This window comes from Nocardioides sp. Z38_18 (genome assembly GCF_058215695.1).
The window spans coordinates 317,559-333,087 of the sequence record NZ_JBZAJE010000002.1; the positions used below are offsets into that span (position 1 = coordinate 317,559).

General features: G+C 72.3%; 16 protein-coding genes. 5 read left to right on the forward strand and 11 right to left on the reverse strand.

What is annotated here, in order from left to right; genetic code table 11:
- The first annotated feature begins 41 nt into the window (after positions 1 to 41).
- From AC4BGC_RS12665 to AC4BGC_RS12685, 5 genes are all read left to right on the forward strand, one after another.
- Positions 42 to 725: a SipW-dependent-type signal peptide-containing protein gene (locus AC4BGC_RS12665; RefSeq protein ID WP_490556112.1), complete on the forward strand. Its 684-nt coding sequence runs from the start codon at positions 42 to 44 to the stop codon at positions 723 to 725.
- Positions 726 to 829: 104 nt separating this feature from the next.
- Positions 830 to 1,708, forward strand: coding sequence for a signal peptidase I (locus tag AC4BGC_RS12670; protein WP_490556113.1), 879 nt, complete (start codon positions 830 to 832; stop codon positions 1,706 to 1,708).
- Positions 1,695 to 2,345 (forward strand): calcium-binding protein, encoded by a 651-nt coding sequence (locus tag AC4BGC_RS12675; RefSeq protein WP_490556114.1) that lies wholly within the window; start codon positions 1,695 to 1,697, stop codon positions 2,343 to 2,345. Before AC4BGC_RS12670 ends, AC4BGC_RS12675 begins: the two co-directional genes overlap by 14 nt.
- A gap of 132 nt (positions 2,346 to 2,477) precedes the next feature.
- Positions 2,478 to 4,022, forward strand: a complete 1,545-nt coding sequence (locus tag AC4BGC_RS12680) for a sensor histidine kinase (protein ID WP_490556115.1) — start codon at positions 2,478 to 2,480, stop codon at positions 4,020 to 4,022.
- Entirely contained in the window at positions 4,019 to 4,717 is a 699-nt protein-coding gene (locus tag AC4BGC_RS12685) for a response regulator (RefSeq protein ID WP_490556117.1), read from the forward strand. The genes AC4BGC_RS12680 and AC4BGC_RS12685 overlap by 4 nt, the downstream gene beginning before the upstream one ends.
- On the opposite strand, the gene glyA is transcribed toward AC4BGC_RS12685, so the two are convergent.
- The 11 genes from glyA to AC4BGC_RS12740 are packed head-to-tail and all read right to left on the reverse strand — an operon-like array spanning position 4,703 to position 15,524.
- Positions 4,703 to 6,064 (reverse strand): serine hydroxymethyltransferase, encoded by a 1,362-nt coding sequence (gene glyA / locus AC4BGC_RS12690; protein WP_490556119.1) that lies wholly within the window; start codon positions 6,062 to 6,064, stop codon positions 4,703 to 4,705. The genes AC4BGC_RS12685 and glyA overlap by 15 nt on opposite strands.
- A 16-nt stretch (positions 6,065 to 6,080) precedes the next feature.
- Complete coding sequence (locus AC4BGC_RS12695) at positions 6,081 to 6,623, reverse strand: carboxymuconolactone decarboxylase family protein (protein WP_490556121.1); 543 nt, start codon at positions 6,621 to 6,623, stop codon at positions 6,081 to 6,083.
- A complete protein-coding gene (locus tag AC4BGC_RS12700; protein WP_490556123.1) occupies positions 6,620 to 7,504 on the reverse strand; it encodes an SDR family oxidoreductase in 885 nt (294 codons plus the stop codon). The genes AC4BGC_RS12695 and AC4BGC_RS12700 overlap by 4 nt, the downstream gene beginning before the upstream one ends.
- A gap of 29 nt (positions 7,505 to 7,533) precedes the next feature.
- Complete coding sequence (locus AC4BGC_RS12705) at positions 7,534 to 8,619, reverse strand: MlaD family protein (protein ID WP_490556125.1); 1,086 nt, start codon at positions 8,617 to 8,619, stop codon at positions 7,534 to 7,536.
- Positions 8,616 to 9,746 carry an MlaD family protein gene (locus AC4BGC_RS12710; protein WP_490556127.1) on the reverse strand — a complete coding sequence of 377 codons (1,131 nt, stop codon included), beginning with the start codon at positions 9,744 to 9,746 and terminating at the stop codon, positions 8,616 to 8,618. Before AC4BGC_RS12710 ends, AC4BGC_RS12705 begins: the two co-directional genes overlap by 4 nt.
- Complete coding sequence (locus tag AC4BGC_RS12715; protein ID WP_490548077.1) at positions 9,743 to 10,819, reverse strand: MCE family protein; 1,077 nt, start codon at positions 10,817 to 10,819, stop codon at positions 9,743 to 9,745. The genes AC4BGC_RS12710 and AC4BGC_RS12715 overlap by 4 nt, the downstream gene beginning before the upstream one ends.
- The gene (locus AC4BGC_RS12720; protein WP_490556129.1) at positions 10,816 to 11,790 is read right to left on the reverse strand and encodes an MCE family protein; all 975 of its coding nucleotides are present in this window, start codon (positions 11,788 to 11,790) and stop codon (positions 10,816 to 10,818) included. The genes AC4BGC_RS12715 and AC4BGC_RS12720 overlap by 4 nt, the downstream gene beginning before the upstream one ends.
- The gene (locus AC4BGC_RS12725) at positions 11,787 to 12,794 is read right to left on the reverse strand and encodes an MCE family protein (protein ID WP_490548075.1); all 1,008 of its coding nucleotides are present in this window, start codon (positions 12,792 to 12,794) and stop codon (positions 11,787 to 11,789) included. The genes AC4BGC_RS12720 and AC4BGC_RS12725 overlap by 4 nt, the downstream gene beginning before the upstream one ends.
- 11 nt (positions 12,795 to 12,805) lie before the next feature.
- Positions 12,806 to 13,888, reverse strand: coding sequence for an MCE family protein (locus AC4BGC_RS12730; protein ID WP_490556131.1), 1,083 nt, complete (start codon positions 13,886 to 13,888; stop codon positions 12,806 to 12,808).
- Positions 13,889 to 13,892: 4 nt separating this feature from the next.
- The gene (locus AC4BGC_RS12735; protein ID WP_490556133.1) at positions 13,893 to 14,717 is read right to left on the reverse strand and encodes an MlaE family ABC transporter permease; all 825 of its coding nucleotides are present in this window, start codon (positions 14,715 to 14,717) and stop codon (positions 13,893 to 13,895) included.
- Positions 14,718 to 14,726: 9 nt separating this feature from the next.
- Entirely contained in the window at positions 14,727 to 15,524 is a 798-nt protein-coding gene (locus AC4BGC_RS12740) for an MlaE family ABC transporter permease (protein ID WP_490557182.1), read from the reverse strand.
- Positions 15,525 to 15,529 lie beyond the last annotated feature (5 nt).

A 15,529-nucleotide genomic window follows, 5' to 3' on the forward strand; every position in this document is an offset into this window, starting at 1 on the left:
AACCACCGCCGCGACTGCGGCATCTGCAGGGGAGAAAAACCATGAACAAGAAGATCCTCCGGGGCAGCCTCGCCGGCGTCGCCGTCATCGCCCTCGCAGCCGGCGGCAGCACGCTGGCCGCATGGTCCGACTTCGACGAGATCACCGGCAACAAGGCAGGAGCCGGTGTCCTGAAGCTGAACCTCGGCCCGAACGGGAGCAGCGACTTCAAGTTCGACGAGGTCAAGATGGCCCCAGGCCAGATCGGGACCCAGCGCAACGTGTACGTCGCCAGCAACGACGGCGACTCGACGCCCAGGGGCAAGCTGTTCATCAGCCTCAAGGATGTGAAGGGGATCGAGGACGGCTGCAACGGGAACGCCGAGGTCCTCGCGGACCCCGACTGCGCCGACACCTCGACCGCCGGCGAGTTCATCAGGGACGCAACCCTGCAGGTCACCTCCTACGCGGTGAACAGCCCCGGACTGTGCAACCAGGACTCCCAGCCCTCTGGCAAGATCGTGACGGGTCAGCAAGGCCTCTTGCTGAATGCGCCCCAGCCTGCGCACGAGGTCACGGGTGACGGCACCGTAAAGTACGGCCTCAATGGCGTGAATCTCTCCTCCCTGGCTCCCGGCCAGGGCATCTGCGTGTCGATGACGCTGAACCTCGGCCGCCAGGTCTCCAACGCCTCGCAGGGCGACGCCGCCTCGTTCATCACCAGGTTCGAGCTCGAGCAGGCTTAGTCCGGCACGCCGAAGACTCCGAGCGCCTAGCGCCACGCAGGTGGGGCCGTCCCAACACCGGCCCCACCTGACCGCCCGAACCGGACACGAGAGCGAGCAGGACCATGGCACGGGACACCACCCCCCGCACGGCGAGGCAGGCAGCGCAGCTGCTGGCTCGCTGGGTGACCCGCCTGGTCCTGCTCGCTTTCGCGCTGCTCGTGATCAGCGCGCTGGTTGTCGTGGTGGTGCTGCCCCGCGCCACCCACGGAAGCGCCCTGACCGTGCTCACCGGCAGCATGACACCGGAGATCCCGGTCGGCTCGGTCGTGGTGATCCGTCCGGTCGACGCCGGGACGCTGGGTGTCGGCGACGTGGTCACCTACCAGGCCGAGCCCGGCAAGCCCGTCTTCATCACCCACCGGATCCTGAAGATCGACACCACGACGACGCCGACGACGTTCGTCCTGAAGGGCGACGCCAACCGCGGGGCGGACCTCGACCCCGTGGTGCCCGACCAGATCCGCGGTCAGGTCTGGTTCCACGTCCCCTACCTCGGCACCATCCGCGACGCCCTGCACGGCAAGGGCGGCATCACCCTGGTCGCGATGATCCTCCTCGGCGGCTACGCGCTGAGCCAGCTCAGCGCGGGCCTGCGGGACCGCAAGGCGCAGGCCGCTCCCGGCACGGCCGGGGCCGGCGACATCGCGGTCAACCGGTTGCTGGTCCTGGCGCACCTGGACAAGCGGCGGTTCACCTCGCGCACCGGCCTCTCCCCCGACGACCTCGCAGACCGGTGGTCGGCCGCGGTGGTGCACGAGGACGACACCAGCTGCCTGTTCCTCCTGACGCCCACACCTGAGGCGGTCGCCGTCACCCTGGAACGGCTCCACGACGTGCAGCCGCTGCAGCTCCGGATCATCGACCAGCCCGGCGCCCTGTCAGGTATCGAGGCCAGGACGCTGACGCAGACCCGCGGGGAGGACCACCGTGCGCACGCATAGAGCAGCGGCCGGAGCCGCAGCTGCACTCGCCGCCCTCACCCTCGGCGCCGCGCTCGGTGGTTCGCCCTCGACGTACGCCGCCTACTCCGACCACGTCGAGGTCCGGAGCACCGCCGGGGCCGGTGTCTGGGCCCCCGACCCGCCCGCAGCCTGCGGCCCGGGCGAGAGCTACGACGGCGTCCTGTGGGGCACCACCGGTGACGACGTCCTGCGCGGCGGACCCCGACCGCAGATCATCATGGGCCTCGGTGGCGACGACGTGCTCGAGGCCGGCAGCGGCCAGGACTGCCTGGTCGGCGGCCCCGGCGACGACCGGCTCCGCGGCACCGGCGCGCACGACATCCTCATCGGCGGCCCCGGCCAGGACCACCTGTCCGGCGGCCCCACCCTCGACCACCCGGCCGTGGGCATGCCTGTCTCCCCCGCGGCAGGCATGCCCACCTCTCCTTCGGCACCGGAGCCGGCCCCCGAGACGGCCCAGAAGCCGACGCCCACCCCGACGCCTGCCCCGCAGGCCCCCGCTGCGCCGGTCGTCCCAGCCCCGGTCGTCCCAGCCCCGGCCGCCCCGGAAGCACAGCCGCCCGAGCCGGGGGCGGAAACGCCCGAACAAGCCGTCGCGGACGCCCCAGAGGACTAGACCGTCCACCGGGACGAACAACCTTCTACAGTGTCGAAAAGGACGTTCCGCCCGCCTGAAACGGCATGTCAGGCCGTTGGGAGGCCCTCGGCGGCGCTCGCGCGACGCCCTGTCGGCATGCATCCTCCTCCCATGGGGGGAAACCAAGGCGCTTCGACAGCGGCGCCGCCACACCCGGTGCCGGTCATCGCCGGCGGTCTGGGCATCGCTGTCGTGCTGCCGGGACTTCTCGTCACCGGCCACCTCCGGACGCCGTGGGACCTGACGCTTCCCGGTGGAACGGCGAGCTGGGTGGTCACGGTCGCCTGCCTGGCCGCCGCGCTGTTCCTCGCCGCCGGGGTGCTGCGACTGGTCACCTGGAGGGTGACCGGTGACCCCCGCAGCGAGCTCGTCGGCGCGGCTCACGTCCTGATGGCGTGCATGTGCCTGCCTCTGGGGGCCCTCGGACGCGTCATCGCCCCCGACCACGAGGCCTTCATGCTCGGCGTGGCCCTGCACGCCGTGGTCTCCGTTACGGCGATGTGGCTGGTGGCCCGGGCCCTGCGACCCACCGAGGAGCCCACGCCCGAGCAGTCCCGCCGCTTCGGTGACCAGCTCATCACCCTGGGCACCGGCGCACTCCTCCTCGTCGCGGTGGTCGAGGACCTCGCCGTGCTGGCCGCCGGGGCCGGGCTCGACCGCTCGACGCTGGCCCGGGCTGTGGCCGTCACGGTGGCGATGGGTTGGGTGCTGCTCAGCGCGCGGGCCGCTCTGGACGTGAACCACTGGGCCCGGCAGTCCGCCCCTCTGCTGTGGGGGATGGGGCTCGCGCAGATGGTGAGCATGGTCGACAGCGGTCGCACGACCGGCTGGACGCTGGCCGGCGTACTCGTCTGCGCCGCGGTGGCAGCGGCGGCGACCGTGCTCGCCGTGACCGCCTTCGGGGAGGCCCTCACCACCGAGGCCGAGGAGACCACCGAGCTCGCCCGCTGGCGCGAGCAGCTCGCCCACGACGCCCGCAGCGCCTGCCTGGGCCTGCGCGCCGCGATGGAGATCCTGGAGCGGTACGACGGCCGGGTGGATCCCGCGGTCACCGCCAGCCTGCGGGTGGCCGCGCTCCAGGAGGTCGGCCACATCGAGCACCTGCTCACGCGCTCGTCCACCGAGCCGTGCGAGACCTTCGACGTCACCGAGGTCGTGCGGGCGGTCTCCGCGGCGGCACGACCGCTCGGCACCCTGGTCACCGTGCACGGTGACCCCGCGACGGGGCACGGGCGCGCTCAGGACCTGGTCGCGGTGCTCAAGACGCTGCTGGTGAACGCCCAGACCCACGCACCGGGCAGCGCGGTGACGATGCGGGTCCGCGCCACGTCGTCCGGGGTGGTGATCGCCTGCTCCGACAACGGTCCCGGGCTGGGGACGGCCGACCCGGCACGGCTCTTCGAGCGCGGCTACCACTCCTCCGGCAGCCCCGGCTCGGGCCTGGGCCTGCACCACGCACGCGAGCTGATGCGCGACCAGGGCGGAGACCTCGTGCTCGCCGCCACCGGCTCGGGAGCCGGCTTCGAGGTGCTGCTCCCCTCCGCACCGGCACCGCAGGGCACGCGCCCCACGGCGCACGTCCCGGCCCAACGCACCCGCTCCACCGTCGCGGCGGCCGCCGCCCTGACCCCCCTGACCCCGGTCGGCACCCGATGAGCCTCGCCAGCACCGAGACGCGAGAGCCGGCGCCGGACCACCGGCCACACGTGGTGCTCGTCGACGACCACCAGCTCCTGACGCAGTCGCTGGCCGTGGCCCTGGAGATGGAGGGGCTCTCCTGCTCGGTGGCGCCACTGCAGGACCGCGACGGCCTGCTCCGGACCGTGGCCGAGACCGCAGCCGATCTCGTGCTGCTCGACCTGGACCTCGGGGGCGCGCTGGGAGACGGCTCGCTGCTCGTCGCGCCGCTGGTGCGCTCCGGCGCCCGTGTGCTCGTCGTCTCCGGGTCCGTGGACCCCGACCAGATCGGCCGCGCCATCGAGAACGGCGCCGTGGGGGTGCTGGACAAGGCAGCGACGTTCACCGTGCTCCTCGACACAGTGGTCGCCGCGGCCAGGGGCCGGCAGGTGCTGGACCCCACGCGGCGCAGGGACCTGGTCGAGGAGACACGCGCCCGGCGTGCCTGCCACAACGAGGCGGTGGCCCCCTTCGAGCGGCTGTCCACTCGCGAGGACGAGGTCCTCCGGGCGCTCGCCGAGGGGCACTGCGTCACCACGATCGCGGAGGCGGCGTACGTCTCCGAGGCGACGGTGCGCTCCCAGGTGCGGGCGGTCCTGACCAAGCTCGGCGTCACCTCCCAGCTGCAGGCGGTCGCGCTCGCGCACCGCTGCGGGTGGCTACGGCAGCGGTGACTGCCCAGGTGACTGAGCCGTGAAGTGCACCTCGGTGTAGGCCGAGCGCCACTCGGTGACCTCGGCGCCCACGGCCTCGGGGTCGTCCTCACGTAGTCCGCGGGCGAGGAAGCCCGCCAGCGTGGGCATCTGGTCCTCGCCCATCCCGAGGCGGGTGAGCTCGGGCGTCCCGATCCGCAGTCCGTTGGTGTCCCCGGGCACGGCCGCCGTCGGGAGACCGATGCCGCAGGTGAGCAGGCTGGCCCGCCGGAGCCGGCGCGAGGCGTTCTGCCCGCCGCCGTACGCCGCAGCCAGCACCGCGAACTGGTGCGACTCGGTCCGGCCCCGCTCGGTGGCGAACACCGGCACGTCGAGCAGCTCGAGCTCCCCGGCCAGCCGCGTCGCGTTGGCCACCATCGCCGTCGCGTAGCCGGGGCCGGCGGCCACCCAGTCGTTCATGGTGACGGCCAGCGCGGCGATCCGGCCCGCGTCGGAGTTCGCGGTCAGGCCGGGGTAGGCGATCGCGTCCAGCCGGCGGGCCAGCTCCTCGTCGTCGGTGACGACGAGTCCCCCGGCCGGGCCGCCGAGGCTCTTGTAGGTGCTCATCGTCATCAGGTGCGCACCCTCGCGCAGCGGGTTGGGCCAGGCACCGCCGGCGATCACCCCGCACAGGTGGGCGGCGTCGAAGAGCACCTTCGCGCCCACCTCGTCGGCGATCTCGCGGATGGCGGCGACCGGGTGCGGGAGGAGGTTCAGGCTGCCGCCGATGGTGATCAGCCGGGGCTTCTCGGCCCGGGCGGTGTCGGCGAGGGCGTCGAGGTCGACGGTGTAGCTGCCCGGGTGCACCTCGGCCGGGATGCTGCGCAGTCCGTAGAGACCGGCGGCGCCGGGACCGTGGTGGGTGACGTGGCCGCCGATCTCGGCCGGCGGGGAGATGATCGAGTCGCCCGGGGAGCAGGTGGCCATGAACGCGTACAGGTTGGCCAGCGCGCCCGACCCCACGCGCACCTCGGCGAACCTCGCGCCGAAGACCCGGGCGCTGAGCTCGGCCGCGATCACCTCGATCTGCTCGATCGCCTCGAGGCCGGTTTCGTACTTGTCGCTCGGGTAGCCCAGGCTCGCCCGCGACCCCAGGCCCCGCGAGAGCAGTGCCTCGGCGTGCGGGTTCATCACGTTCGTGGCCGGGTTGAGGTTCAGGCAGTCGCGGTCGTGGATCCGGTGGTTCTCACCGACGAGGCGCTCGATCTCGGCGTACGTCGCGGCCGGGTCCAGACCCGCGACCGCGGAGCTGACCGCGCTCACCCGCTCCTCGACGAGGGCGGGGGTCCAGGGGCGAGGCGCGAGGCTGCGGGTCACGGGTGCCGACATGCAGCACAGTGTGGCCTCAGCCGCGGGGTTTGTCCGGTTGCACGCGCAGTGTGTGCAGGGTCGTCGCCAGCATCTCGTAGTGCCCCACCAGCAGCAGGAACTCCAGCCGCGCCCGCTCGTCGAGCTCGGCGCACAGCGCAGCCCAGGTGCGGTCACTCAGGTCGCGCTCGCGGTGCAGCTCGTCGGTCGCGGTCAGCAGCAGCCGCTCGCGTGCGGACCAGCCAGGGTCCTCGGGCCCCTCGGTCACCCGGTCGATCTCGGCCTCGCTCAACCCGGCCCGCCGGCCCAGGCGACGGTGGTGGGCGAGCTCGTAGTCGCTGCGCGCCAGGGTGGCGACCCGCAGGATGACCAGCTCGCTCTCGCGCCGGGGCAGCCTGCCGCCGGGCATCAACCGTCCGGCGAAGTGCAGCCACCCCCAGAACAGCCCCTTGTTGCGCCCCAAGGTCAGGAAGATCGCCGGCGGCTCGGTGCCGGTGACGCGGCCGGCGGCACCCGCGAACAGCCAGGTCACGATCCCGACGTCGCGGCGCCTCCCGGGCGTCAGTCGCGCGGTGCTCATGCGGCCTCCTCGCGCCGGGCGGCCTGGACGGCGGGAAGCGCCTTGTTGGCGCCGTAGTTCATCCCGCGCATCAGCAGTGCGTAGACGCGGGGCAGGTGCCGCTGCACCGCGTGGATGAGCCAGATGTCGCGCGAGGTGTAGACCCAGTACCGGTTGCGGCGTACGCCTTCGAGGATGGCGGCCGCGGCCTCCTCCGGGGTGGCCGCCGAGTCGCGGAAGTGCTTCTGCAGCCGCAGGAACGCCTTGCCGCCCTTGTCCACCCCGGCGATGTCGACGGTCTCGGTCAGCGGGGTGGCGACCGCGCCGGGGCAGACCAGGCTGACCCCGATGCGATGCCGCCGCAGGTCGAAGCGGAGCACCTCGGAGACGCCGCGCAGGCCGAACTTGCTGGCGCTGTACGCCGCGTGCCACGGCATCCCGATGATGCCCGCCGCCGAGGACACGTTGACCACGTGTCCGCCGCGACCCGCCTCGATCATCGGCGGCACCAGCGTCTCGATCACGTGGATCGGGCCCATCAGGTTGATGTCCACCAGCCGCTGCCACTGCCGGTGCTCCAGCGACTGCACGGTCCCCCAGGTGGAGATCCCGGCGATGTTCATCACCACGTCCATCGCGCCGTGCTCCGCGGTGAGCCGGGCCGCCACGGCACGTACCGCCTCGTAGTCGGAGATGTCCGCGGCCTGGACGAGGCCGACCTTCCCACCGGCCTCGCGGATCTCCCTCGCGGTCTGCTCGACCAGGTCGGCCTGGACGTCGGTCAGGTGGACCCTGGCTCCCTGCTGGGCGGCCAGCTGCGCCGTGGCCCGGCCGATGCCGCTGGCGGCTCCGGTGATGAACACGTCCTTGTCCGCCAGCGTGCGGGTCCTGCGCTGCAACATGGGTCTCCTCGAGGTGTGGTGGTGCACGGTCAGCGGTTCAAGGGGGGTGGCGTGTGCTGCGCGCCGCGCCAGTGCCCGCCCCCGGGGCGGCAGTGCCCCTCGGTGTTCAGGGGCTGCCGGTCGGTGGAGGTGGGGTCGCGACGCGGGGTGCCGTAGGAGCACTGGCGCTCGCCCTGGAGCAGGAGGTCCACGTCGAGCCAGCCGTCGTTGAAGGCCGAGGAGAACCGGGACGCGCCGTAGTCCAGGCTCGTGGTGAGCTCACGCACATGCGGGTCCCTGTCGGCCAGCAGCCCGGTCAGCCGCCCCAGGGCGGCGAGGGTGCCGGGCAGGACCTCCTCGAGGTCCTCGGCGAGCAGCGCCATCGTGTCGAGGTCAGCGGGCGCCGTGGCCAGGATGCGCCGGAACTCGGGGTCGAAGTCCGCCAGCCAGTCGGTGAACTGCTTGGCGGAGCCGGAGAACTGGGCGAGCTTGTCGCGGTGGCTGGCCAGGACCTCCCCGGTGATCCTCCCGTTGCGCAGCAGCCGGGCCGTCTGCGGCCACGCCTCATCGAGGGTGGTGGTCAGCTTCTCGGTCGAGTCGAGCAGGGAGTCGAGCTCGCCGTCGATGCCGCCGGTGGCCAGGGTGAGCTCGTCCAGCACCACCCGAAGGTCCTTCTCGTCCACGTGCGAGAGCACGTTGTCCAGGCCGTCGGCTGCCTGCGCCAGCGAGACCGGCAGGTCGTCCGCGGTGGCCTTCACGACGTCGCCGTCGGCGAGGTACGGGCCCTTCGCAGCGTCCGGCTGGAAGTCCAGGAACTGCTCCCCCACCGGCGAGAGGCTGCGCACGGTGGCCCGTGCGGTGCGCGGGACCCGGGTGTCCTCACGCAGCGAGACGGTGGCCACGGCGCGCCCGTCCGCGAGGCCGACGTGGGTCACGGTGCCCACCCGGACGCCGCGGTAGCTGACGGGCGAGCCGTCGAAGAGCCCGCCGGTGCGGGGCAGCTGGACGGTGACGCTGTCCGGCCGGCGGGTGAGCGGGACGTCGAGCACGACGCCGAGCAGGTACGCCGTGCCCACGACGAGCACCGTGGAGAGTCCCACCACGCTCATCAGGGAGCGGTTCAGGTAGCGCCTCATCGGGTGCCTCCCGCCGGGGCGAGCGTCCCGCCGAGGCCCGGCAGCGCGGGCAGCTGCGGGAGCCCGGGAAGCTGCGGCAGGCCGGGGACGGCGGGCAGACCGGGCACGGCGGGCAGACCGGGGAGGACGCCGCCCGGCTCGCCGGGTTCGACGGCGCCGCCACCGTTCCCGCCCAGGACGCTGTCCATGTGCAGCAGGAACTTCAGGTTGAGGTAGTCGGTCGGGGAGCGGTCGTCGATGCGCAGCGCGAAGTCGTTGATGATGTCGAGTCCCGGCACGATCTCTCCCTGCGCACCGAGCACCTCCTCGAGCACGGGCCCCAGCTCGCGGACCACCAGGGTGAGGTCCGCACGGGTCCGATTGACCAGCCGGTTGGAGACCAGCGCCAGCCGGTCGCTGTGCCGCAGCAGCCGGGCGAGGTCGTCGGTGTTCTCGGTCAGGGCGCGGGCTGCCGGGCGCAGCTGCTCCAGCGCCTTGTTCAGCGTCACCTCACGCCGGTCCAGGGTCTTGGAGGCGCGGTTCAGCGCGACCAGCACGCGGTCGATCTCCCGGGTGCTGCGCAGCGCCTGCCGCAGGAACTCGTCGGTCTCCGAGAGCAGCCCCTTGGTCACCCCCACGCGCCCACCGAGCGCGGTGTTCAGCTCGGAGACGATCGTCTGCACCTGGCCGAGGCTGCCCCCGTTGATCAGCAGCGAGGCCGAGGCGAGCGTGTCCTCCACGGTGGCCGAGGTGGTCGCGGCGGGCCCCTCGACGAGCGCGTTCTCGGCCAGGGGTGCGCCCTTCTCGGCGGCGAGCACGTCGACGTACATCTCGCCCAGCGCGGTGGTGTAGCGCAGCCGGAAGGCGCTGCCCTCACGGAGCCTGGTGGTGTCGTCGATCGCCATGTCCACGCGGGCCCGGTAGTCCTCCGGACTGACCCGCAGCACCTTGCCGACGACCACTCCGCCGAGCTTCACCGGTGCCCCGTCCGGAAGGTTGAGCGCGTCGTCGAAGACGGCGCTCAACCTCCACTGGTCCGACCCCACCACCGAGGGGCGCACGCTGGCGCCGACCCCGCAGCCGCCGGTCAGCAGCGCGCCCGCGAGCACCGCGACCAGCGTGACCGCCCACGTCCCTGTGCGCCTCATCGCCCCGTCCCTCCCAGCACGGCGCCGAGCAGGCCGCCGAACAGGTCACCGACGTCCGGGTCGGTGCCGAGCTCGGCACACACGAACGGCAGGGCCCCGCAGACCTCGCCCGTGACCTCCTGCGCCGGCGAGAGGTGCTCGACCGGCATCTTGACTTGCAGCCGGTCGTTGTCGCCGATCGCGTCGCCGATGTTGCGGAACGTGAGCGGGGAGACCTCGACGGCCTCGGCGAGCTCCTTCTGGTGCTCGAGCAGGCTCGTGGTCACCTTCGTGAGCCCCTTGAGCGAGCCCTTCAGCTGGACCCGGTGGGTCTTGACGAAGGTGGCCAGGGACCGCAGCGCCCGGCTCAGGGACAGCAGCGAGCGGCCGAAGTTGTTCCGCTCGTCGGCGAACAGGTCGGTCGCGTCGCTCACGCTGGTGATGAACTCGTCCACGACGCCCCGGTTCTTCGCCACGAGCGCGGTGAGGTCGTCGAGCCCGTCGATGGTGCCCACGAGCTCCCCGCGATGACCCGACAGGGCCTTGGCGGCGGCGGAGAGCTCCTTGACGGTCGCGTTGGCGTCGGCTCCGCGCCCCTGGAGCGCCTCGGCCCCCGCGGACAGCAGCCCCTGCAGGGCCTCGGCGTTCCCGTTCTCGCCCGCGATGCCGGTGCTGAAGTCCCGCAGCGAGGCCAGCACCTCGTCGAACTCGACGGGCGTCCGGGTCCGGGTGACCGGGATCCGCGCTCCGGACGCGAGGCGCTTGCCGGGGGCGAAGGCGGGGGTCAGCTCGACGTAGCGGTCGGTGGCCACCGACCTGGCCACCACGACGGCGCCCACGCTCGCCGGGACGTCGACGTCCTCGCGGAGCTCGAGGCGGACCTCGACGACCTTGCCCTTCGGCGTGATGTCGGTGACCTCGCCGACGGGTACGCCGAGCACGCCCACGTCGTTGCCCACGAACAGGCCGGCGGAGTCGTCGAACTCGGCGACCACCTCGAGCGTGCCTCCGCGCATCGGCGCGCAGCCGCCGGTGGCCAGGAGCAGCGCCAGGGCCAGGACCAGCGCCAGGGGCCTGCAGCGGGGGCGGGTCATCGGCAGTCTCCCTTCAGCACGCACTCCAGGTTGTCCGGGGTCGCCCCGGGGATGTACTGGTCCAGCCACGGCCCGGTGCCGGCAGCGTTCGCGAAGTAGCGCGCGGAGACGGCCAGCGACTTGACCGTCCGCCCGACGTTCTTCTCCTGCTTCTGGAGCAGGGCGATCACCTTGTCGAGGTCCCGCAGCGTGGGGCCGATGTCGGCCTTGGTGTCCTCGATCACCCCGCGGAGCTGGTCGCCGAGCTCGGCGAGGTCGCGCAGCAGCGCGTGGATGGTCGCGCGCCGGGCGCGCAGCGTGTCCAGCAGGAGGTCCGCCTGCCTCATAAGCGGGATCAGGTCGCTGCCGCTGTCGCTGAGCTGTCGGGTCACCCGGCGGGCCGCCACCAGCAGCTCGCCGAGCTGGCCGGACCTGTCGGCGATCACGGTGGAGAGCTGACGGACGCCGTCGAGCGCGGGCCCGAGCTCTCCGCCGGAGGCCTCCAGGGTGGTGGCGAGCTGACCCAGCGACCTCTCGATCGTCACCGTGTCGAACGCCCCCATCTCCGGCACGCCCTGGTCGATGACGTCCTGGAGGTTGAACGGGACGCGGGTGCGGGCCAGGGGGATCGTGTGCTCGCGCAGGTCGCCGGAGCCGCGGGGCGTGACCATCAGGAAGTGGGTGCCGAGCAGGGTCGCCACCTTGACCTCGGCCTCGGTGCGCGAACCGAGGTCGATCGCCTTGTCGAGGATGAACCGCACCCGGACCTGGTTCTTCCCGAGCTCGATCGCCTTGACCTCGCCGACGCCGACGCCGGCCACCTGGACCTCCTCCCCGACCCGCAGCCCGCCGGTGTGCTCGAGGACGGCGGTGTAGCTGTCCGAGCCGGGTGAGAGCCGGGCCATCGCCAGCACCAGCACCCCGGCCAGGGCGACCACGGCGAGGCCGACGAGCCCCACGCTGAAGCGATCCCGTTCGGCCAGCAGCTTCATGCGCACGCTCCGGTGTAGGGGCCGGACTCGCCGACCCAGACCTTCTGGCCCGCCACGGCGACGCCGAGGTTGCACAGGTAGACGTTGAGGAAGCCGCCGTAGGACATCGTCCGGGCGAGCGAGCTGAACATGAGGGGCAGCCGCTCCAGCGCCTTCTCCAGGCGCGGCTGCTCCCGGGCGAGCAGGGCCGTGGTGTCCTTCAGTGCCCGGACGTCGCGCTTCAGCCCGGGGCGCAGCTCGTCGAGCAGCGAGGTGGTGCTCTCCACGAGCTCGCCGAGGTGGTCGATGGAGTTCGCGAAGGTCTTGCGCTCCCCCGCCAGCCCGGTCATCAGCTTGCGCAGCTGGACGACGGTGGCGTCGAGCTCGGAGGACTGGTCGTCGAGGTTCTGCAGCACGGGGGTCAGGTTGGCCAGGACCTCGCCGAAGATCTCGTCCCGCCCGGCGAGGTACTTCGTGGCGTCGGCGGTGTTGCGCAGCAGCGACTCCACGGTGCCGGACTCCCCCTGCAGCACCGCGATCATGTTCCTGGCGAGCTCGTTGACCTCGGCGGGCTCGAGCACCGCGAACAACGGCTCGAAGCCGTTGAGCAGCGCGGTGAGGTCGAAGCCGGGGCTGGTGTTGGCCAGCGCGATGTCCGAGCCCGCGGGCAGCACCCGGCCGCGCTTGCCCTCGGCGGGTGCGCTCAGCGCGAGGTACCGCTGGCCCAGCAGGTTCTGGTAGCGCAGCGTCAGCTGGGTCCGCTCGTGGACGACCTGGTCCGCCCGGATCGAGAAGCGCACCCGGGCTCGGGTGTTCTCGACCACCTCGATCGAGTCGACCCGCCCGACCTTGACGCCGGCCACGCGTACGTCGTCGCCCGGGCGCAGTCCGCTGACCGCCTCGAACCGGGCCGACCACTCGGTCACGTCCCCGCCGGGGGCGTTGGTCATCATCCGCAGCAGCCCGACGAACAGCAGCCCGGAGACGACCGCGAACACCGTGAACTTCACCAGGGTGGGGCGCATCCCGACCACGCTCAGCACCCCCGTCCGCGGTGGGAGCCGAACCGGGGACAGTCCGCGGACCCGTACCCGGGATCCTCCTGGAGCTGCAGGTTGCCGTCGATCTGCAGGTAGCGCCCCTGCTTGAGCGCCAGGTTGAACCCGTCTGCGAGCCCGATCACCGAGACCACCCCGTCGACGAGCTGCACCCGTCCGTCGTAGAGCGCGTCCACGACCACCGCACTGCGCACCAGCACGTCGACCAGACCCTTCTCGTTGGCGCTGAGCACGCCGGAGGTCTTGGAGAAGGTGCGCGAGCCGCTGCGGACCAGGTTCTTGAAGTCGGCCTCGCGGTCGACCAGGGTGCGGGCCGCCACGAGCGCGTTGTCGGTGGCGTCGAACAGGTCGGGTGCGTAGCGCGCGAACGCCTCCAGGTTGGTCGCGAGCAGCTCGAGGTTGCGGCGTACCAACGGCATCTGCGGGTTCAGCCGGGACAGGTAGCGCTCCAGGACCACGATGCTCCGGCCGAGCCGCTCCCCGTTCCCGTCGAGGGCTCCCGCGAGGCCCTGCAAGGTGCTCGCGAGCCGTGCCGGACCCAGCGCGCCCACCACCCGGTCCAGGCCGTCGAGGACGGTCTGGAGCTCGAGGGTCTGCTTGCTGGTGTCCTGCGGGATGCGCTGCCCGGCCCGGAGCGAGCCGGCCCCGGCACCAGTCCTCCCGCCGCGGGAGACCAGGTCGACGAACGAGGTCCCGAACACGCTCGCGGGCAGGATCCTGGCGTGTACGTCGCCCGGCACCTCCTTGGCCACGCTCGGGGTCAGGCGCAGCGCGACCGCCACTGTGGAGGCTGCCCCCAGGTCGCCGTCCGCGCGCTCCAGGCTCGCCACCTTCCCGACCAGCACCCCCTTGTACTTCACGTCGCTGCCAGGGACCAGCGCCCCACCGGCGGTGTCCACCAGCACGGTGGCGTCCAGGCGGTCGGTGAAGGTGCCGCGGCCGAGCAGCACCAATCCACCGACCAGCATGGCCAGGGCGGTCAGGAAGACGGTGCCGCGCGCGGCCAGCGTGGACCGGGCGGGCTCGCGGTCGCGGGAGCGCAGGAGGTCGAGGAGGCTCATCGGGTCAGCCCGAGATCCGGAAGCCGGGGTCGTTGCCCCAGAAGACGAGGGTGAGCAGCATGTCGACCAGGACCACGATCACGATGGACGCGCGGATCGCCCGGCCGGTGGCCTCCCCCACGCCCTGGGGACCGCCGGAGGCGCGGAAGCCGTACCAGCAGTGGATCACGGTCACCAGCAGCGCGAACACCAGGATCTTGACCACCGAGTAGGCCACGTCCCGCCCGGAGATGAACGTGTCGAAGTAGTGCTGGTAGGTGCCCGGCGACTGGTCGAAGAGCACGGTGACCGCAAGCATCGAGGCGATCCAGGAGCCGATCAGCCCGATCAGGTAGAGCGGGAGGATCGCGAACATGGCGGCGAGCACGCGGGTGGTGACCAGGAACCGCAGCGGGTGGACTGCCATCACCTCGAGCGCGTCGATCTCCTCGTGGGTGCGCATCGACCCGATCTGGGCGGTGAACCGGCAGCCGACCTGGGCAGCCAGCGCCAGGGCGGCGACCAGCGGTGCCAGCTCCCTGGTGTTGACCGAGGCGGAGACGAACCCGGTCAGCGGGGCGAGGCCGACGAGCTCGAGGCCGGAGAACCCCTCGATGCCCAGCGAGGTGCCCGCGGAGACCGCGAGCAGCACCATCACGCCGATGGTGCCGCCGCCGACGACGATCGCACCCGAGCCCCAGCTGATGTCGGCCAGCTGACGCAGCACCTCGGCGCGGTAGTGGCGCATCGTGTAGCGCACCGAGCCCAGGGTGCGCAGGGCGAAGGTGATGACGTCACCCGCGGTGACCAGGGTGTCCGTGGCCACCCGCTGCATGCTCCGCTGTGCCATCGCCGTCGCCTACGCGATCCGCTGGGGCACGAGCATCACGTAGGCCTGGGTCATCGCCACGTTCACGATGGCCAGCACGATGAAGCTGAGCACGACCGACTGGTTGACCGCCTCGGCCACGCCTCGTGGCCCACCTGTCGCCCCCAGCCCCTTGTGCGCGGCGACGATCGTGGCGAGGAACCCGAACACCGCGGCCTTGAGCTCGGCGAGCAGCAGGTCGGTGGGTGCCGAGAACGCGACGAAGGAGCTGAGGTAGGTCCCCGAGCTGACGTTCCCGCCGCCCACGTTGAGCGCGTAGCCGGTGCCGATCGCGGTCACCGCGACGACCACGTTGAGCAGCAGCGCCACCCCCACGGCGGCGACGATGCGCGGGGCCACCAGCCGGTTGACCGGGTTCAGGCCCATCGAGCGGAGGGCGTCGACCTCCTCGCGGATGGTCCGGGCACCGAGGTCGGCGCACAGGGCGGAGCCGACCGCCCCGGCGATCATCAGCGAGGTCACCAGCGGCGCTCCCTGACGGAGTACGCCGACCCCGTTGACCGCTCCGGAGAAGGAGGAGGCGCCGATCTGCGCGGCGACCCCGCCCACCTGCACCGAGACGATCACGCCGAAGGGGATCGCGACCAGGATCGTGGGCAGCAGCGAGACCCGGGTCATGAACCACGCCTGGAAGAGGCACTCGCTCCACGAGAACCGGCGCCCCACGATGTCGGTCGCCGCCGCCTTCACCCCCTCCACGGCCAGCACCATCATCGAGCCGGTGGTGACCACTCCCGCGCGGGACCGCGTGCGCAGGCCCGCGCTCATCGTGC